Here is a 19,459-nt window from a genome sequence, read left to right as displayed (position 1 = left end):
AACGCCCTGCTTGCAGGGCGTTAGTTTTTATCAGGATAGTGGATCAAATCGTGGAAGCGCACCGTGGTGTCGGTAGGGTTGTGGTAGCGGTGCTCTCTGTCGGCAGCAAAGCGCAGGGCGTCACCGGTGGACAATAAGTGCGTCTGGCCATCAACGGTGATCTCCAACTGGCCTTCCAACACAATAATATGCTCGATCACCCCGTTTTCATGTGGCGATGACGTGCTGCCGGCACCTGCAGCCAGTTCAATAACCAGCATATCGAAACGCAGTTTTTCGTCGTAGGGAAAGAGTGGCACAGCGCGCATTCCTGCGGCACTTTCCCTGAACGTTGAACCTGCCCCTGAGCGATACGTCACACCTTCATCCGCGAGCGTCGGTTCAATAAAGGTAGAGAACGCGACATTCAGACCGGTCGCAATTTTCCACAGGGTAGCGACCGTCGGGCTGGATTCACCACGCTCGATTTGGCCGAGCATTGCTTTGCTGACTCCCGTTTCTTCCGCTGCTCGCGTGAGGCTCCAGCCTTTCTCCTGCCTTAATGTTTTCAATGTATCGCCAATACGACGGGTTAGTTCATCAGACATCAATGCTGGCTCCTGCTTGTGCGTTATAGCGCACACTGCTATGTTAACGCTTTCTGTGCGTTATAGCGCACGATAAGAGTGGAATGCTATACCATGCCAGTGTCATTTGCGCTAAAAGATGTCACGTTTTCGACCTTTATCGCCGGTTTTGTTGCCGTGCTGGTGGGGTACACCAGTTCGGCCGCCATTATTTTTCAGGCGGCGGAAGCGGCGGGTGCCAGTGCGGTACAAATTGGTGGTTGGTTAAGCATGTTGGGTATTGCCCAAGGGCTGGCTTCCATTAGTCTATCGCTGTATTACCGCGCACCGATACTGGCGGCGTGGTCAACGCCGGGGGCGGCGCTGCTGGTCACCAGCCTGCCGGGTACGTCGCTCAATGAGGCGATCGGCGTGTTCCTGTTTGCCGCTGCGCTTATCTTTATCTGCGGGATTACCGGTCTGTTTGCCCGCCTGATGAATGTCATTCCACAAGCCATTTCTGCTGCGATGTTGGCGGGGATCCTGCTACGTTTTGGTGCGGATGCGTTTCTTTCCCTGCAACAGGATTTCTGGCTCGCTTTTGCGATGTGCGTGACGTATTTGCTCAGCCGTCGGCTGCTGCCCCGCTTTGCTATTGTGTTAACGCTGCTTGCTGGCCTGCTGCTGGCGTTATGGCGTGGACAAATTGCGGTTGCTGATTCTCCGCTGGTATTTGCCGTGCCGGAATTTATTACGCCGCATTTTTCGTGGGCGTCTCTGCTGGGCGTCGGTATTCCGTTTTTCATCGTCACCATGGCGTCGCAGAACGCACCGGGTGTTGCCACGCTTAAAGCCGCGGGCTATCAGGTTCCCGTGTCGCCGCTGATTACCGTTACGGCATTAATCGCGTTGATATTGACGCCGTTCGGCGGTTTTTCCGTGTGTATTGCTGCGATTACCGCCGCGATCTGTATGGGGGCGGATGTACATCCCGATCCGAAGAAACGCTATCTTGCCGCCGTCGCAGCGGGCGGATTTTATCTACTGGCGGGTGTTTTCGGTGGATCGATCGGGCAACTTTTTACCGCACTGCCGCAGCCGCTGATCCACGCTATTGCCGGTTTAGCGCTGCTCAGCACCATTTCGGGTAGCCTGTACCGCGCCTTGCTGGATGAAAAACAGCGCGATGCAGCGGTCGTCACTTTCCTGATCACCGCTTCTGGATTAACGCTGTGGGGCATTGGTGCGGCATTTTGGGGGCTGATTGGGGGGATGATGACTTGGTTTATTCTGTCAGCATACGCTGACAAGGTTCGCTGAATCGTCAGGATAATCTGCCAGAATACCGAAGTAACATAAGGTTATATTATAGCTTTTTATGTTATTTCCTGCGTTTTCATCCTACTGATAGCCTGCTGTTCATACAGTAATAATTAAGGGGCAGGGAATGAAAAAGCAGATTTTGACAGTGGCTTTGTTGGCCGGGCTGGCTTCCGTTTCTGGTGCTGCACAGGCAGACAAACTGGATGATATTCAGAAGGCCGGCGTGGTGAAAATTGCCGTCTTCGACAGTAATCCACCGTTTGGCTATGTCGATCCACAGAGTAAAAAGTTGGTGGGTTATGACGTGGATATCGCCGAGGCGATTGGTAAAGCGCTGGGCGTGAAGGTTGAACTGCGTGCGACCAATCCTGCTAACCGTATTCCCCTGTTAAGCTCGCAGAAAGTCGATCTGATTGCCGCGAATTTCACTATTACCGATGAGCGCGCCAAGCAGGTTAACTTTAGTCTTCCTTACTTTGCGACCGGACAAAAATTCATCGCCCGTAAAGGCGTGTTGAAAACGCCGGACGACATCAAAACGCTGCGCATCGGTGCGGATAAGGGCACCGTGCAGGAAATTACCCTGCGTGAACATTACCCAACCGCCAAAGTAATTTCCTACGACGATACGCCACTGGCCTTTGCCGCATTGCGTAACGGCAATGTTCAGGCTATCACGCAGGATGATGCCAAGCTGGTCGGCCTGTTGGCTAACGTGCCTGATGCACAGAAGGCCGAATTTGAAATATCTCCGTTCAGTATTACCAAAGAGTATCAGGGCGTTGGTATTCCGAAGGGTGAAGAGCGCCTGACAGCGAAAATTAACGACACGCTGATTAACCTGGAAAAACAGGGCGAAGCGAAGACAATCTACGATCGCTGGTTTGGGCCGAGCACGAAATCATCTCAACCGCGCGGTGACTTCACCTTTGCTCCGTTGGATCAGCAACCTAAATCCTGATAGCTAACGTGTTCAGTGCTATGATCCTAGCCCTCTGCATTGCAGGGGGCATTTTTATTTATACCCGTCATACTTCAAGTTGCATGTGCGTTGGCTGCGTTCACTCACCCGAATCACTTACCTGAGTAAGCTCATCGGGATTCCTTCCCTTGCCGCCTTCCTGAAACTCGAATTATTTAGGGTATATATTATTTATGACAAAGAGAGATAAAACGCATGGATACGGCGCTGCAATCGCTTGAGTCGTGGCTGTTGGCTCCTCAATACCTCACCTGGCTGTGGCACGGTTTCCTGATCACGCTGGGCCTTTCCCTTGGTACGGTCGTGCTGTCTACGGTGTCGGGTTTTCTGCTGGCGGCGGCCAGAGATAGCCAGATTCATGTGTTGCGTGGCGTTGTCGTGGCATATAGCTCGCTATTTCGTAATACGCCGCTGCTGGTGCAGTTGTTTTTCTGGTATTTCGGTGCCGGACAGCTTTTCCCCTCAGAGATGATGCAATGGCTAAACGCCCCTCATGCTATTTCACTATTGGGCATGACATTAGCGTGGCCTTCTTTTGAATTTTTGGCCGGATTGGCAGGGCTGACGCTCTACTCTAGCGCGTTCATTGCAGAGGAGATCCGCTCCGGTATTCGCGGCGTGGCGCACGGGCAGAAGTATGCCGCGCAGGCTCTGGGGTTAACGGGCTGGCAATCCATGCGCTACGTGGTGCTGCCGCAGGCGCTAAAAATTGCCCTGCCGCCGCTGCTTGGGCAGTACATGAATATTGTCAAAAACTCATCACTAACGATGGCGATCGGTGTCGCTGAATTGTCCTACGCCTCGCGTCAGGTGGAGACGGAAACCTTGCGCACGTTTCAGGCGTTTGGCGTGGCGACGGTGTTGTACATCGTGATTATTGCCGTGATGGAAGGCTGGGGCATGTGGCGTCAGCAGCGTGGTCTGGCGGAGAGGCACTGAGATGGATTTTACCGTTATCACCGATAATATCGACTATTTGATGTGGGGCTCATTCCCGGATGGTCCACTGGGTGGCGCGGCGCTGACGCTGGTGATGAGCCTGCTGGCGGGTGTAGCATCTGCCGTACTAGGCACGATTTTGGGCGTGGCGCTGGCGATGTCGCGAGGCGTATGGAGCGCACTGTTGGCGATGGTGCTAGGGTTCTTCCGGGCGATCCCCGTCATCATGCTGATTTTCTGGACGTACTTCCTGCTGCCGATCGTTTTTGGCGTCGGCATTCCTGAAATCACTACTGTGGTCTGTGCGCTGGCGCTGATTGCTTCGGCGTATCTGGCACATGGCGTGAAAGCCGGTATTGTCGCGATTGGGCGCGGCCAGTGGCAGGCTGGGTTATCGTTGGGGCTGAGCCGTTGGCAGGTGTTGTGGCAGATCGTCCTGCCGCAGGCACTGCGGATGATGGTGCCTTCCTTCATTAATCAATGGATCTCCCTGATTAAAGACACGTCATTGGCCTACATTGTCGGGGTTGGCGAGCTGACGTTTCTTGCTACGCAGGTCAATAACCGCAGCATGGTCTACCCGATGGAAGTTTTCCTTTTTGTCGCGCTGGTCTACTTTGTTTTTTGCCTGTCGCTGGAGTTGCTGGCTAACCGGGTTAACGCCCGTTTTAACCAGCAGCAAAAACAGCCGAAGCGTCGTTTGCTGTGGTGGCGGAATAAGCCAGCCTGACGCTGGCTTTCTGTGGTTCGCTACTATGCCATGATATTCCAGCCTTTTTCACGCCAGATCTGCGGCAGTTCGCGCATGTCGTCGAACATGGTGACCAGTGGGTGATGGATCGGCTGGTTGTGTGGGTCGGCACAGTAATAGAACACGGGAATGCCCGCAGCGATGCCCGCCTGTGCTCCCGCGGCGGAATCTTCAACCAGAATGCAGTGTTCAATAGGAAGCTGTAACTGCTCGGCGGCGTGATACAGCACCGCTGGGTCGGGTTTCCATTTTTTCAGATCGTAGCCGCTGTAAAGATGGTCGCCAAACAGATCGAGCATGTGCGTCAGGCCGAGCGAATGCTGCATCTTACTGACTGGGCCGTTAGAAACCACGGCCATGGGGACAGTGATGGATTGCACTAATTCACGCGCACCCTCGATGGGTTGCAGGGACTCATCGAACAGACGCTTCACCTCTTGCCGGAAATGACGCTCCGCGTCTTCCACCGATACGGTTAAGCCATACTGTTGGCTGATGCGGGCAATAATTTCGTACAGCTTCACGCCCTTGTAGGTTTTTATCACCTCCTCCAGAGATAAGTTCACCCCATACGGGATGAAGATATTCACATAAGCCTGGCAACACAGCACTTCGCTATCAACCAGTGTGCCATCACAGTCGAAGAAGACGCATTCAATACGGGGCATGACTAATCCTTATCGATGAAATAGTTAAGTATAGCTTTAGGGGAAACACGGTGATGAGGTTCCCGTAGGGACACCTCGCACCGTGGTCGCCCCGATATCTCGGTTCTTAAACGATCAGAATGAGAAGACGTTCCTTACTTTAACCAATTGACTCAATATTGCGACCCATAAAGCCATTTTCACGGCGATCTTGCAGAAAATTAAGGGGTTTCAAGCGAGGGATTTCGGCGTAATAGCCATGGGGTTAATAGGTTCTTCTTATTCGATGAAAAAAAACGTGGGATCAACGTAAAAAGGTAGAATTTTGTTATAGGATACCCGACGACAGTTATTCCCTTCTTTGGATTGGTACTAATGAATAAATCACAACCCGGTTCTGCTACTGAGCAGGGCCTGCTGGAGCGCGTGTTTAAACTGAAACAACATGGCACGACAGCACGTACGGAAACGATTGCTGGTTTCACGACGTTTTTGACGATGGTTTACATCGTTTTTGTTAACCCGCAGATTCTGGGTGCTGCGGGGATGGACACCAAAGCGGTCTTTGTGACCACCTGTTTGATTGCCGCATTTGGCAGTATTTTAATGGGGTTGCTGGCTAACCTGCCTGTGGCGTTGGCTCCTGCTATGGGGCTGAATGCATTTTTCGCTTTTGTTGTCGTAGGGGCGATGGGGCTGCCATGGCAAGTGGCGATGGGTGCTATTTTCTGGGGCGCAATCGGTTTCCTGTTGTTGACGCTCTTTCAGATTCGTTACTGGATGATCGCCAATATCCCGCTTAGCCTACGTTTGGGGATCGCCAGCGGTATCGGGCTGTTCATTGCCATGATGGGCCTGAAAAACGCCGGCATTATCGTTCCCAGCCCAGCCACGCTGGTGACGATTGGTGACTTGACCTCACACAGCGTGCTGTTGGGTGCCTTGGGCTTTTTCATTATTGTGGCGCTGGCTTCACGTAATATTCACGCTGCGGTGCTGATTTCCATCGTCGTGACCACCTCAATTGGCCTGCTGCTGGGCGATGTGACTTTTTCCGGCGTGTTCTCACTGCCGCCGAGTGTAACGTCGGTGGTTGGTCAGGTTGATCTGGCGGGAGCGCTGAACCTTGGGATGTCCGGCATTATTTTCTCCTTCATGCTGGTGAACCTGTTTGACTCCTCCGGCACGCTGATCGGTGTGACGGACAAAGCCGGTCTGGTGGATGCTCGTGGTAAATTCCCGCGTATGAAGCAGGCGCTGTATGTCGATAGCATCAGTTCTGTGGCGGGTTCGTTTATCGGGACATCATCCGTCACGGCGTATATTGAAAGCTCTTCGGGTGTATCCGTGGGAGGGCGTACCGGCCTGACTGCCGTCGTCGTGGGTCTGCTGTTCCTGCTGGTGATCTTCCTGTCACCGTTGGCGGGTATGGTGCCTGCCTATGCGGCGGCTGGCGCGCTGATTTACGTGGGTGTATTGATGACGTCCAGCCTGGCACGCGTGAAGTGGGACGATCTGACCGAAGCTGTTCCGGCTTTTATTACCGCGGTGATGATGCCGTTCAGCTTCTCGATTACCGAAGGGATCGCGCTGGGTTTCATTTCTTACTGTGTGATGAAGCTGGCGACAGGCCGGTGGCGTGAAATCAGCCCTTGTGTCGTGGTAGTTGCGCTGTTATTCCTGCTGAAAATCGTGTTTATCGACGCGCATTAATCCGTTCGTGGCTCCGGGGTTTCCCCGGAGCCTCAGCCAGCAGTAACGCGGTTGGTTACTGTGATGCGGTAGAGGTGACTTTTTCTATCGTATGGCTGGTTAATTTCATATAGCGTACAGACTGGCGCTGCTGCTGTAGGATTTCCCCCGACTTTTTCATGCCCGATGCCGATGTGTATTTCCACATGACGAGTCGGTTAAGCGTGGGAATATGGGCGCAGGCCCATGCAAGATAATCATCAACATCGCTCATCACTTCTACGGCTGGCGTGTAGGTTGAACGTAGCCTGCCGGAAGCGGGGTGAAGTTTGAGGTTATGGGGAAGATGGCTGTTTGCGCCAGGCATTTTTACCAGCGACTGGCGGATGGTGCATAATTGCGTTGCCGCTTCCAGGGGGTCGCGCTGAGCGTCAATCCACGCCTGTTCAGCCTGCGTCTGTGCTTGCATCTGCGGAACGGTCTGGTTCGTTGGCCTAACGTGAACGATTTCGATATCCATACCGACGCTTCCCTCTTCGCTCAGGAGGATAGCGATCGTATTACCTGCATAGCCGATGCTGAAATTGGGCAGATTAGGATCGGCGAAATAGGGGCGTCCTTCAGGGGACACCAGCAGCGTGGGCAACAGCGGATAACCGAAAAAATAGAACATCATCTCAGCCAGCAGCGCTCGACTTTTCAGATAACGCTCGCGGCGTTTGGTTGAAAAACCTTGTGTCGATGAGATGAGCCTATCAGGCAGTCTTTGTAAGTCAGGAAGCGCTTCCGTGCTTGTCCACCTGACAAAATGGCAGGTCATTGTTCACTCCGTGATCGTGATAAAAGATGGGAACCTATCAGGTATTACCAATGCATATTATCAGACTAATATGTGAACTAAAGAAAAATCGATGGATAAATCGGCGATAATTATCAATTAGGCTCCGCGAATTTTCTGCATCAGTGTTTTGTGGCGTCCCTCTCTGTCCGTCATATTCCCGTTTGTTTAATGGTTCGGCCACCCCAATGCGGAACGCTGCTGTTTTTCCAGCGTCTGCTTACGTAGCTCATCCGCAGTCACTAACCGAAGCGCCGACGTTGGGCACACGCTGACGCAGGAAGGGCTTGGGGCTACATCGACGCATAAGTCGCATTTGTGGACTTCACTTTGCGTACTCTCGTCATTTGAGGCTTTCGTTACCACATTGATGGCACCGAAGGGACAGGCGACGACACAGCTTTTGCAGCCGATGCAGCGGGACTGAATAACCTGAATGCTATCCCGATCGCGCACCAGCGCGTCATTTGGACACACGCTGGCACAGGGGGCGTTCTCACACTGGCGGCACAGAACAGGTACGCTGACGCTGGCGCTTTTAATCACTTTCAGACGGGGAAAGAAGTGAGATGGCCGCAGTTGTGCACTTTGGCCACCGCTATGCGCGACCGCGCAGGCGATCTCACAAGTCCGGCAACCGATACATTTTTCTGCTTCGGCGATAACAAATTGATTCATGTGCGGACCTCCTCGCGTACTGCGTTTATCTCGTGGCGCTGCGGGTGTGCGGGAAGAGCACCCGTGACGGCGGTCAGCCCCATCGTTGCAATCATCCCCAATGCGGCTTTCCGCCCATCAGCAATAGCGGTAACCACCAGATCGGCACCGCGCACGGCATCACCACCCGCAAAAATACGCGGATGATTGGTTTGGCAAGGTATCTGACTATCGAGCGGGGCAGTGATGTATCCCCAATTATCCAGATCGACGTCAGCCTCTTCCAGCCACGGCATACTGTGTGATTGAAAACCAAATGCGGTTATCACGGCTTCTGCAGGCTGAACGAATTCCGAACCAGGAATCGGGCGCGGACGACGACGGCCGCTGGCATCAGGCTCGCCCAGCTCGGTTCGAACCAGACTAATACCGCACACCTCGCCCTGTTCATTGAGGCAGATTTTCTGTGGCTGAACGTTAAACATGAATTCCACGCCTTCTTCGCGGGAGTTTTTAACCTCTTTTTTCGAGCCGGGCATGTTGGCTTCATCACGGCGATAGGCGCAGGTTACGGATATCGCACCTTGCCGAACGGATGTGCGCAGGCAGTCCATTGCAGTATCTCCACCGCCGAGCACCACGACGCGTTTGCCCGCCATCGAGATATAGGGCTCATCGTCTAATTCAGGTAACCCCATGACGTGTTTGGTATTGGCGATCAAGAAGGGAAGCGCATCAAAAACGCCGGGGGCATTTTCATTATCAATGTTGGCTTTCATGGAGCGGTAGGTGCCCACGCCGAGGAAAACAGTGTCATAGTCGTCCAGAAGCTGGGCCAGAGAAATGTCTTTCCCCACTTCGGTATTCAACTGGAAGTCGATTCCCATGGCGCTGAACACTTCACGGCGATGGATCAGGACGTCTTTGTCCAGTTTGAACGACGGGATCCCGAACGTGAGCAGGCCACCAATTTCCGGGTGACGATCGAACACGACGGCCTGCACGCCATTACGTGCCAACACATCGGCACAGGCTAACCCTGCCGGGCCAGCTCCAACGATCGCGGCGCGCTTTCCGCTGGGAACAACATGCGTCATATCGGGTGACCAGCCCATCTTCATCGCGGTGTCGGTAATGTAGCGTTCAACGTTGCCGATGGTAATCGCGCCATATTCTTTGCCCAGCGTACAGGCCCCTTCACATAGCCGATCCTGCGGGCATACCCGACCGCAGATTTCCGGCAGGCTGCTGGTTTGGTGTGAGAGCTCTACGGCTTCAAGAATGCGGCCTTGCTTTGCCAGACTCAGCAATTCGGGAATATTGTTATGCAGCGGGCAGGTCCATTCGCAGATGGCGCGTTTACCGCAGGAAAGACAGCGGTCAGCCTGATCTTCCGTCTGCTGTACGGAGAAGCCATGATAGATTTCATCAAACGTGGTGGTTCTCTGCGCCAGCGGCTTTTTCTCCGCATCCCGGCGCGGCCAGTTTTTCCTTTTACTGAGTGGATTGAGCGTCAGTGTTTTCACCACGGGCGTTTCACGCTGCCAGTGTGCGGCGGAACGTTGTGCCATCACCTGCTGTTTCTCTTGGCGGCGGGTTGCTAACGTTTGTTCACTGACTAACTGCAATGCTTGCGTTGGGCAAGCTTCCACACACGCTTGCCCTTCTGGGCGGTCGGCGCAGAGATCGCATTTATGCGCGATGGTGCTGTTGTTCATCGGGTTTGTCACCATCGACATCGCGCCGAACGGGCAAGCCAGTACACAGCTTTTGCAGCCGATGCACTTTTCCTGAACGAGCTGAATGCTATTGTCTTTTCTGATCAAGGCCTGTGTTGGGCATACGCCTGCACAGGGGGCATCTTCACAGTGGCGGCATGTCACGGCGGCCCGCAGTTTTGGCGTATTGAATGCCTTGATTCTGGGCTGAAATACCGTGGTGCTATCTGGATAGCGCTCGTCATTGTGTGAAATCACACAGGCGATTTCACATGCATGACATCCCATACAGTCTTGAGTACTGGCAATAACAAATCGGTTCATTACCTTTTCCCACCCTTGATCCCTCGATCGTGGCCTTTATCCTAATAGCTGGATAACACGTCGACCTTGATATAGAGCAGGTAAAAAGTCGGTTAATGTTAAATATCACCTAGGTTATTAATGGAAATATTGAATCGTTTCAGTAAGTTGCAATGTTAGGTGAAAGTAATGGCATAGTTGCATATAACCTTGTTTTTTATCTGGTTTATTGTGATTTATCTTGGGTAAAAATTCTGATTTTCATTACTTTTGTTCATTTTCCCATGAAATAACTCGTTACTTTTACTTAGGCCCTTCATAATGTTTGGCATCATTTAAATGCAGCAAAACAGTGTTGAAGATAAATAATATCTTTACGGTATTTTCATTATTAATCAATGACATGATTTTTCTCAGGGTTAATGAATTGTCACTAAGGGATAGTGTTATGAATAAAAAGGTCGTTCTATGTTCTGTATTCATGTCGGTTGCGCTATTGAGCGGATGTGCCACAGAGTCTTCCCGTACCGTAGAAGCACAAAAAGTGACTTCTTACAGTACGCCTTATCAGGGCGTTCGCAGCCCGATTTCCGTCGGAAAATTTGAAAACCGTTCTAACTACATGAACGGTATTTTTTCTGATGGTGTTGACCGCTTAGGTAATCAATCCAAGACCATTCTTGTTAGCCATCTTCAGCAGAGTGGCCGCTTTAACGTATTGGATCGCACCAATATGGAAGAGCTGAAAGCAGAGGCGGGTATTAAAGGGCAAACGCAGACGCTGAAAGGCGCTACCTATGTTGTTACCGGCGATGTGACCGAGTTTGGCCGTAAAGAAGTGGGTGACCATCAGTTGTGGGGCATCCTTGGTCGCGGTAAAACACAGGTTGCTTACGCAAAAACCACGTTGAATGTGGTGAACGTACAAACGTCTGAAGTCGTGTATTCCGTACAGGGTGCGGGCGAGTATACGTTGTCCAACCGTGAAATTATCGGTTTCGGCGGTACGGCCAGCTATGACTCGACGCTGAACGGTAAAGTTCTGGATTTGGCTATTCGTGAAGCCGTCAATAATTTGGTTGCAGGAATTGAAAGCGGCGCCTGGCGTCCAGCGAACTAATGGAATAGGAATATAACCATGTTATCTCATAAGAAAGTTACCCTGCTATTGGCAGCGACGGTACTGGCTGGCTGCGCGTCCGCGCCGAAAACGATTTACAGTTGGGACAACTATCAGCCTGCGCTTTATGATTATTATCAACAAGATAAAGTTGGTCCAGAACAACAGATCCTTGCTCTGAATGAATCAATCGAGAAAGCGAAAGCCGCAAACAAACCTGTCCCGCCGGGGCTCTATGCTCAACTTGGGTTGCTGTACGCCAATACTGGCCGTGATAGTGAAGCTCGCCAACAGTTTGAAACTGAAAAAGCGAAATTCCCTGAATCAGCACCTTTCATGGACTTCCTGCTGAGTAAAAATAAAGGGAATATTAAATGAATCGTTTCTTAGGATTATGTGGTCTGGTTTTTGCGCTGGTGCTGACTGGCTGTGCTAAACCCGTGCCTTATGACTACACGTCATTTAAGCAGAGCAAGCCTAAGTCTATTCTGGTCTTGCCGCCGGTTAACCATTCTCCTGATGTGAAAGCAAGCTACAGCCTGCTTTCACAGGTCACCTACCCGCTGGCAGAATCGGGCTATTATGTATTGCCTGTTGCGGTAGTGGATGAAACGTTCAAACAGAATGGTTTGTCTACCGCGTCGGACATCCATGCGCTGAGCACGGCAAAGCTGCACCAAATCTTTGGCGCTGATGCTGCGCTGTATTTGGACGTGAAAGAGTACGGCACGTCGTACATCGTGATTAATAGCGAAACCCGTGTTTCTGCGGATGCACGTCTGGTTGATCTGCGTACCGGCAAACTGCTGTGGAGCGGAAGCGCAACGGCTTCCAGCAACGAGCAGCAGTCAAATTCTAACGGTGGCATCATCGGTATTCTGGTGCAGGCTGCGGTGAGTCAAATTGCGGACACGATCTCCGACAAAGGCCATGATATTGCAGGTGTGACTAGCGCACGCCTGCTGGCTGCGGGTCGTTCGCGCGGTATGCTGTACGGACCTCGTTCACTGCAATACGGTAAAGAAGCCTACTGAGTTAATTTGTGGTATATCGCTAAATTCGAGTACGTAGATGCATCATCAACGCCGTTCGTTATTGAACGGCGTTTTTATGATAAGCCTGTGATGCTATGCATCAGCGGCCTGATTACGCTGCTGTTTATGATGACGCGTTGTCCAGACGAAGGCAGAGGTTAGCAACAGGATCAGCGTGGCGACTGCCAGCACGGCGGAAAACCCAGAATCAAAAGCGGTATGTGCCTGTGTAATAAGCGTTCGCTGCATATTTTCTGGTAAGGATTCGGCAAAAATTAATGCTTCATCCAGGCTGTCATAGGCGGTGTCCGGTACAGAAAACTCAGTGGGTAGCATAAACGTCGCGGAGTAAGCAAAAGACAGCAAACTGCCCATCAATGTCACCCCCGTCGCGCCCCCCAATTCATAGGACACTTCTTCGATTGATGCCGCCATACCCGCTTTTTCAGCAGGCGCAACCTGCATAATAGTGCTCGATGCGGCTGTCATAGTTGACCCCACGCCAGCACCAATCACCGTCAAGCTGATGATTTGTATAATAATAGTTGCATTGTGTAGCAGCAGATAGCTTCCCATTCCCAGCCCCGAAATCAACAGGCCTGCCGCCAGTATTTTCCCGCTATTCACGTGCGGCAAGATCTTTCCGGTTAACGGGCCGGAGATAAAGGAGGCCAACGACAGCGGTAAAATGAACAACCCAGCCTGCAGCGGGGACAGCCCGACGACTAACTGTAACCGCTGGGTGAAAGCCAGTTCCATTCCGATTAATGCGGCTGCCGCCACGATGGCAGCGGCAACAGCGGCGCTGAAAGGCCGCAGGCGGAAGAGAGAGAAATCCACTAAAGGATGCGTGCTGTTACGCTGACGTCGAACGAATAGGGTAATGAACACCACGCCGATAAGCAGAGCGATCAGTGCATCTTCATAGGAGGGAACTCGCTTGCCCAGTTCTTTTATGGCGTAGGTTACACCAATCAAACCCACCATGATTAATAGAGAACCGATGAAGTCCCAGCGGTGTGAGGCGTTGCCCGGCCGGTGTGGAATCATGGTGATCCCCATGATGAGCGCAAGCAGAACGACCGGCACGTTAATGAGGAAAACCGATCCCCACCAGAAGTACTCAAGCAGTATCCCACCCATCACGGGACCAAACGCCGCTCCGCCGGATGCCACCGCAGCCCAGATACCAATCGCTAGCGCACGTTCCCGTTCATCGGCGAAGGTCAGACGGATAATTGAGAGGGTGGCAGGCATCATCATCGCTGCCCCGACCGCCAGCAGCGCGCGAGCGGCGATAAGAATACTGGGGCTGGGCGAATAAGCTGCCAGCAATGACGCAGTACCAAAAACAACCAGACCAGAGATAAATAAGGGCTTATGGCCTAGCTTATCGCCCAGTGTGCCCATGCCCAGCAGCAAACCGGAGGCAACCAGTGCATAAATATTAACAATCCACAGCTTATCCGATGCGGTGGCGTGCAAGTCATGGGTTAGCGTAGGGAGCGCGGTGTACAGCACTGTCATGTCGATAACAATCAGGAACAGGGCACTGGAAACAATGGCTAAAATCAGCCACTTTTTGGGTGATTGCATAGCGGGTTCTCTATCTTCGATTTTCGTTTTCATCGGTAGGGTAGCGTTCCGCTGATATAGGACTACCCTTTTTAAAAAAGGTATTTTAAACGGATGTTGATATCATGATATTAGTTTTTGTACCGAATTTACATTAATGTCCGAATTTACGCGATTACGCCCTTGTTCTTTTGCTATGTACAATAATTTGTCGGCTTCTTTAAACGCGTCATGAAAATCTTCTATTCTTTCCAGATGAAAAAAACTGACACCGATGCTGGTTGTGCATCGCACAGCATGACCATTTGAAATAGCTAATGAAGACCCTTCTATAATAGTTCGTATTCTCTCTGCTATCTCTAGGCACTCATTTTTCGAAAGACCTTGGATTATTATTAAAAACTCTTCTCCTCCCCACCGGCATAGCAGGTCTTGAGGTCGGGTATGTTGTTTAATGGCTGTGGAAAACCCTCTGATTACATTATCGCCAACAGCATGTCCATAGGTATCATTAATTTTTTTAAAGTGGTCAATATCAAGCACAAGCAGAGACATCATTTTATTCTCTCCATCACGTATGGAATTAATGATATTCATCATATGTTGATTGAGTGAGCGTCTATTTAACATACCTGTCAGTGCATCATGGTTACTAATTAACTCTATTCTTTTTATGTTTTTTCTATTTCCATTAATAAAGAAAGATGCGGTAAGGGCGGTGATGATGATAACCGATGTGTTGATTTGAAATAAATAAGATAGCTCGAACAAATACTCTTTTTCTATTTTATTATGAACGCCTATCAATCTGTTTATATAAATATAATTTAGTGCGATGCCAGTTGCAGAGCACATGACAACGATTTTGTTGAATGATAAAGATAAAGAAAGATAAATCAACGGTAATATGGCTAAGACACTCAGAGTGATGTTTGAAGATGCTATGCAAAAAATAATAATGAGAGGATACAGTATGAAAAATGGTTTTTTGATGGTCATTTTAATTGATATTTGTGATATCTTAAGGACGTTTTTTATCTTCTTTGTTATATTGAGAAATAAAAAAACAAAAATAACACCAGAGCTTAATTCTTCACTAAACCACTTTCTTGAAAGAATAAAAACATATTCACTGCTTGTTTTTGTAGATAAATGCAATCCATAAAATGTGGCTGAAAAAATAGATCCTATAGCAATGGAAATAAATATAAAGAAAATATAACTTTTACTTAATAGACTATATGACTTACCTTTTGTCTTTAAAAGTATTATTAATGTAAGCCATGCGGTAATGAAAAAAGTTGAGCCTGCTGCGCAGTAAATGACTTTTTCAAAAAAAGATTGATCGTTTTCAAGGTGAATAGAGGGTAGCAGCATGCCGATAAAACCTGTCATGCATAAAGTAACGCTATGAAATAATTTATTTTTTGTGCTTTTATCTCGACTACGATAGAGTATAAGAAAGCAAAATAAGAGGGTGTCTGCTGGCCAGAATAAAGAGGTGTCGTCAAGTAGGCGAAAAGACAAACCTAAGTAACTCATAATTAAGGTTGAACTGAAAATAATTAATAATTCATATGCGCGAATTTTCATTTTCTTTCCCGGTTAACCTATTTTGCTGGGCATCACTTTTGTATCAGAATCATCATAATTCATCTTCTTATCTTACATCATTTTATGCATCCCTGACGCAAGGTCATGATTAAGTGAACTCAATATGTGAATTCACTTAATCATGACCTTGCTCTGCTTTATCCCGAGAGACATTAATAAGAGTCGAAGGTTACGTCCCCGGAAATGCTTGAATCTCTTCTTTGTTTTTTAATATAAATAGCTGATCTTTATTGCCATTTTCATCCGTTAAGTTGATGTGGAATCGCCTGAGCGTTTCATGTAAGCACGCCAGACGGCAGGATATATTCAACTCGCCATGGGTCATACCATATTCCAGCTCCAACGCGCGTTGATGTGCTGGTGGTAATTTATCGCTAGGTGCCAAAATTAACTGAAGATAGGTATGCCACGGATAATCGCCAGCGGGATCGACTGTTGAAGGTTCGATGTTTTCAGTGCTGAGAATTCGAGTAAGCGTGAAGTCAGCAAACTGCTGCTCGATATGGCAGTAGGCACGTACTCGCCACCGTAACCCATCATTGCCTAAAGCATGTGGGGAAATGAGCCGTGGCGAATTATCCATTGATGATGAGGATTGATAGCAGATGCTCACCGCCTTTTTTTCACGAATTGCTCTAACAATGACTTCAACAACCTGTTCATTGTAGGTGTTGAGTGGGGCATCAATCCAGCACACCTCTGGGGCAGACTCAATGAAACTGGCGTCCGCTTCAAGAACACCCGTCTTCATTGCCAATAATTCCGCGAGATAGCGTTGGGCTGAATTCTGTGGGTAGACCGCAGAGAATGTTGGCGTAGCTGTGTAAGTTTTGGTGCGTCGATCGTAGATCAGATTATAGGGGGCGATCTCAATATATTTAGCGATGTCGAGCGACGCCTGAGGGATCGATAGCCCAAAAAAAGACGTTAGATCTGTACGATTTATGTGCCCATTCCACCGTAACCGAAAGTCGATGAATTGAAGCCGACGTTCCAGCCCCCAACTGCGCCCTTTCACTGCTTGATCTGAACCTGCTGCTGAAGTTTTAGTCATATGCGTATAAAAATTATATTGATAAAAAAACTATATGCATTATTATGCGCGAAACTGGCCTTAGCGTCTATCTCTGACTTTGAATCATGGGAGGGATAGCTGCATGCCGCGTTTAGACTCGATAAGAGGTGTTAAGTCATGAAACCAGCGCTCAACGATGTATTTGAATGTCATTCTGTCATCACTGGTGGGGAGATTCAGCGATGAGTTTTGTTAACTCTCATTCAAGCAGACTCAACCCAATATTGTTTAACTTACTTAAATCATTAGTTTATTTTTCCGTTTCTGTCGGCGTCGCGGCGGCAGAATCTCACTATGACACGCTAATTAGCAACGCCCGGCAGGGAGATATCTCCCCTGCGACGTCATGGCTTGATGGGCAATCCAGGAATCGCGAACTGACCGCTGCCGAGGTGACCGACTGGTTGCTCATTAACGGTTGGGCGGGAAAGGATGCAGAAGTGATCCGAATTTGGAAAACCTATTCGCCAACGATGTCACTACCTGACCCGGCACAGAGGGCGGCGGCGAAGTCCTATCGTAATCTCCGTCAGTGGCAGTCGTCGGTGGAATTATGGCAGCGGGTTTTACAACGTACTCCACGGGATGATGATGCACGTAGTGGTTTGATACTCACCCTCGCCGATGCCGGGCAGACAAAAAGGTCGCTGGAATTGGCTACGTCTCGTGTTAAACGCGAGCCAACGGCGAACCATTGGCGAGAATTAGCGTGGGTGCAGCGTATTGCGGGGCAACATACTGACTCCCTCTTTTCTATCATGCAGGCCATGCGCTACGCCCCGCAGGATAAAACACTGCTTTCTGATTACAGCGATATTCTTTCACGTAATACGATTAGCGCACCTGCATTGAACGCATTGAAGGACAGCAAACGTCATGTCTTCCAGACTGATGAAAGGCAACGCCCGCGAGAGTTGGAGGCGGCGGCGGAACTGGTCCGTCTTGCGTTTATCACGTCCACAACGGAAAACGAACGCTTCGTTGTCGCGGATCGCGCTTTGGCCCGTTATAGCAGCTTGATGAATCAATGGCGAACGCTTCCTTCGGCAAAAGCCAGCTATCGCCATGCTCGAATTGATCGGCTAGGTGCGTTGCTCGTCCGCTATCGCATGGAAGAAATTATTTCGGAATACCAATCACTCCTCAAAGAGGGGGATATTCCCAGCTATGCACGACGCTGGGTGGCTTCTGCTTATCTCTATGTGAAGCAGCCTGAAAAAGCAGAGCAGATCCTCAGTTCGGTAATACAAGAAGACCCTTCACAACACGTTCAGATAGTGCGGCAAGGCGATTTTTTCTACAGCCTCCTGGAAAATGAGAAAGTTGAGCAGGCAGCGCGGCTGTCAGCTCAGGCTGAAGAAAAAACGCCTTATAAGAAAAGAGTTTATGGCTTATCAAGCTTCATCCCTAACGACGATTGGGTTGACATCAAATACCTGCGTATACAGTCGTTGGTTTCTCATAACGATCTTCCTGCTGCGCAACGGTTGGCGGAAAATCTGGCCTTGGGCGGGCCGGGGAACCAAGAGCTGAATATACGTTTGGCCGAGATTTATCTAAACAGGGGATGGCCGCGTCGTGCCGAAACGTTATTAAAGCGAGCTGAATTGTTGGAAGCCAGATCGTTCCGGCTGGAAACTCATCAAGGGCTTACGGCATTGGAGTTGCAGGAGTGGCGCCAGCTTGATCAGTTGGCCGACGATACCGTGGCTCGCTACCCGGATGATTTCTCTGTGAAACGATTAGCGCGTTTGCGTCAGGTTCATCACATGGCGGAGCTGCGTATTTCCGGCGCTCAGGGCCTCAAGTCTGACAGTCCAGCCAAGGGCATGAATGACACTAATATTGATGCCGTGCTCTATAGCCCGCCATTTGCCGACCATTGGCGAGTGTTCTCTGGGGGGGCTTTTAATCAAAGTGATTTCACTGAAGGACGGGGTATCCATCGCACGATGCGCGGCGGTGTGGAATTTACCGACCGTGACAATTGGGCTGAGGTTGAGCTTTCACACCGAAATTTCGGATTTGGCTCTGATATCGGCGCGAGTCTCTCTTATCGACATGACATTAATGACTTTTGGCGTGTCGGCCTGAATGCTGAACGGCTAATGCGCAGCACGCCGCTACGCGCACTTAAAAATGACGTAACGGCGAATGGCGGCGGGGGATATGTACGCTGGCGGCAAAGCGAACGACGCTCATGGCAAGCAGACCTGTCGAACGGGTGGTTTTCTGATGGTAACAGACGTCAGGAGTATGCGCTGAGCGGGCAAGAGCGCCTCTTTTCATCATCGTTTTTAATCCTGGATTTCACCCCGACGATCAATTGGGGAGCAAACAGCAAGCAGGCTGTTTCTTATTACAACCCGCAGAGTTATGTGGCCGTGCTACCCGCCTTTACCCTCGATCACTTGCTTTACCGACATTACCAGACGGAGTGGCATCAAGAAGTGAAGGCTGGCGCGGGGCGTTACTGGCAAAAAGGTGAATCCGCAGGGGCTATCACCACGCTCGGATATGGGCAAAGAGTACGGTGGAATGACGTACTGGATATGGGGGTGAGTGCTCAGTGGGATAAGCGGCCTTACGACGGTAAGCGGGAACAGAACGTATCGCTGTCTTTTGATTTGAATTATCGGTTTTAAG

At 50.2% G+C, this 19,459-nt stretch carries 17 protein-coding genes; 9 read left to right on the top strand and 8 right to left on the bottom strand.

The features are described from left to right. Window positions 1-20: 20 nt before the first annotated feature. Entirely contained in the window at window positions 21-587 is a 567-nt protein-coding gene (locus A8F97_RS18515) for a helix-turn-helix domain-containing protein (RefSeq protein WP_014702166.1), read from the bottom strand. Window positions 588-680: 93 nt separating this feature from the next. Here A8F97_RS18515 and A8F97_RS18510 point away from each other — a divergent pair, with 93 nt between their 5' ends. From A8F97_RS18510 to A8F97_RS18495, 4 genes are all read left to right on the top strand, one after another. Continuing rightward, window positions 681-1,865 carry a benzoate/H(+) symporter BenE family transporter gene (locus A8F97_RS18510; RefSeq protein ID WP_033072401.1) on the top strand — a complete coding sequence of 395 codons (1,185 nt, stop codon included), beginning with the start codon at window positions 681-683 and terminating at the stop codon, window positions 1,863-1,865. Between the two features lie 127 nt (window positions 1,866-1,992). Then, on the top strand, window positions 1,993-2,829 hold the full coding sequence (locus tag A8F97_RS18505; RefSeq protein ID WP_014702168.1) for an ABC transporter substrate-binding protein: 837 nt from the start codon (window positions 1,993-1,995) through the stop codon (window positions 2,827-2,829). A 216-nt stretch (window positions 2,830-3,045) separates the two neighbouring features. Then, the gene (locus A8F97_RS18500; protein WP_014702169.1) at window positions 3,046-3,789 is read left to right on the top strand and encodes an amino acid ABC transporter permease; all 744 of its coding nucleotides are present in this window, start codon (window positions 3,046-3,048) and stop codon (window positions 3,787-3,789) included. A gap of 1 nt (window position 3,790) precedes the next feature. Then, a complete protein-coding gene (locus tag A8F97_RS18495; protein ID WP_033072400.1) occupies window positions 3,791-4,519 on the top strand; it encodes an amino acid ABC transporter permease in 729 nt (242 codons plus the stop codon). Between the two features lie 23 nt (window positions 4,520-4,542). On the opposite strand, the gene yieH is transcribed toward A8F97_RS18495, so the two are convergent. Then, a complete protein-coding gene (yieH, locus tag A8F97_RS18490) occupies window positions 4,543-5,208 on the bottom strand; it encodes a 6-phosphogluconate phosphatase (RefSeq protein ID WP_033072399.1) in 666 nt (221 codons plus the stop codon). Between the two features lie 354 nt (window positions 5,209-5,562). On the opposite strand from yieH, the gene A8F97_RS18485 reads away from it, so the two are divergent. Beyond that, the gene (locus A8F97_RS18485) at window positions 5,563-6,900 is read left to right on the top strand and encodes an NCS2 family permease (RefSeq protein WP_015731592.1); all 1,338 of its coding nucleotides are present in this window, start codon (window positions 5,563-5,565) and stop codon (window positions 6,898-6,900) included. 55 nt (window positions 6,901-6,955) lie between these two features. Here A8F97_RS18485 and A8F97_RS18480 read toward each other — a convergent pair whose 3' ends face one another. From A8F97_RS18480 to aegA, 3 genes are all read right to left on the bottom strand, one after another. After that, on the bottom strand, window positions 6,956-7,699 hold the full coding sequence (locus A8F97_RS18480; protein ID WP_014702173.1) for a 4'-phosphopantetheinyl transferase family protein: 744 nt from the start codon (window positions 7,697-7,699) through the stop codon (window positions 6,956-6,958). Between the two features lie 186 nt (window positions 7,700-7,885). Then, window positions 7,886-8,395, bottom strand: coding sequence for a 4Fe-4S binding protein (locus tag A8F97_RS18475; RefSeq protein ID WP_005976632.1), 510 nt, complete (start codon window positions 8,393-8,395; stop codon window positions 7,886-7,888). Then, window positions 8,392-10,416: a formate-dependent uric acid utilization protein AegA gene (gene aegA / locus A8F97_RS18470; protein WP_033072398.1), complete on the bottom strand. Its 2,025-nt coding sequence runs from the start codon at window positions 10,414-10,416 to the stop codon at window positions 8,392-8,394. Before aegA ends, A8F97_RS18475 begins: the two co-directional genes overlap by 4 nt. Before the next feature lie 427 nt (window positions 10,417-10,843). Between aegA and A8F97_RS18465 the strand changes: the two genes are divergently transcribed. Genes A8F97_RS18465 through A8F97_RS18455 form a run of 3 tightly spaced genes read left to right on the top strand, consistent with a single transcriptional unit; the run spans window position 10,844 to window position 12,549 of the window. Then, a complete protein-coding gene (locus tag A8F97_RS18465) occupies window positions 10,844-11,515 on the top strand; it encodes a CsgG/HfaB family protein (protein ID WP_014702176.1) in 672 nt (223 codons plus the stop codon). Between the two features lie 18 nt (window positions 11,516-11,533). Further along, window positions 11,534-11,893, top strand: a complete 360-nt coding sequence (locus tag A8F97_RS18460; protein WP_014702177.1) for a DUF4810 domain-containing protein — start codon at window positions 11,534-11,536, stop codon at window positions 11,891-11,893. Next, window positions 11,890-12,549: a DUF799 domain-containing protein gene (locus tag A8F97_RS18455; RefSeq protein ID WP_014702178.1), complete on the top strand. Its 660-nt coding sequence runs from the start codon at window positions 11,890-11,892 to the stop codon at window positions 12,547-12,549. The genes A8F97_RS18460 and A8F97_RS18455 overlap by 4 nt, the downstream gene beginning before the upstream one ends. A gap of 93 nt (window positions 12,550-12,642) precedes the next feature. Here the strand turns inward: A8F97_RS18455 and A8F97_RS18450 are convergent, their stop codons facing one another. The 3 genes from A8F97_RS18450 to A8F97_RS18440 form a co-directional block, all read right to left on the bottom strand. Further along, the gene (locus A8F97_RS18450; RefSeq protein WP_033072518.1) at window positions 12,643-14,145 is read right to left on the bottom strand and encodes an MFS transporter; all 1,503 of its coding nucleotides are present in this window, start codon (window positions 14,143-14,145) and stop codon (window positions 12,643-12,645) included. Between the two features lie 102 nt (window positions 14,146-14,247). Continuing rightward, on the bottom strand, window positions 14,248-15,717 hold the full coding sequence (locus A8F97_RS18445; RefSeq protein WP_015731595.1) for a GGDEF domain-containing protein: 1,470 nt from the start codon (window positions 15,715-15,717) through the stop codon (window positions 14,248-14,250). A 190-nt stretch (window positions 15,718-15,907) separates the two neighbouring features. Next, window positions 15,908-16,792 (bottom strand): BrxR family helix-turn-helix transcriptional regulator, encoded by an 885-nt coding sequence (locus A8F97_RS18440; RefSeq protein ID WP_014702181.1) that lies wholly within the window; start codon window positions 16,790-16,792, stop codon window positions 15,908-15,910. 203 nt (window positions 16,793-16,995) lie between these two features. Between A8F97_RS18440 and pgaA the strand changes: the two genes are divergently transcribed. Next, window positions 16,996-19,458: a poly-beta-1,6 N-acetyl-D-glucosamine export porin PgaA gene (gene pgaA, locus A8F97_RS18435; RefSeq protein ID WP_033072397.1), complete on the top strand. Its 2,463-nt coding sequence runs from the start codon at window positions 16,996-16,998 to the stop codon at window positions 19,456-19,458. Window position 19,459 lies beyond the last annotated feature (1 nt).

Source organism: Pectobacterium parmentieri (assembly GCF_001742145.1).
GTDB lineage: Bacteria > Pseudomonadota > Gammaproteobacteria > Enterobacterales > Enterobacteriaceae > Pectobacterium > Pectobacterium parmentieri.
The sequence above is the reverse complement of the archived record's forward strand: the minus strand, read 5'-3'. Positions and strand labels throughout refer to the sequence as shown.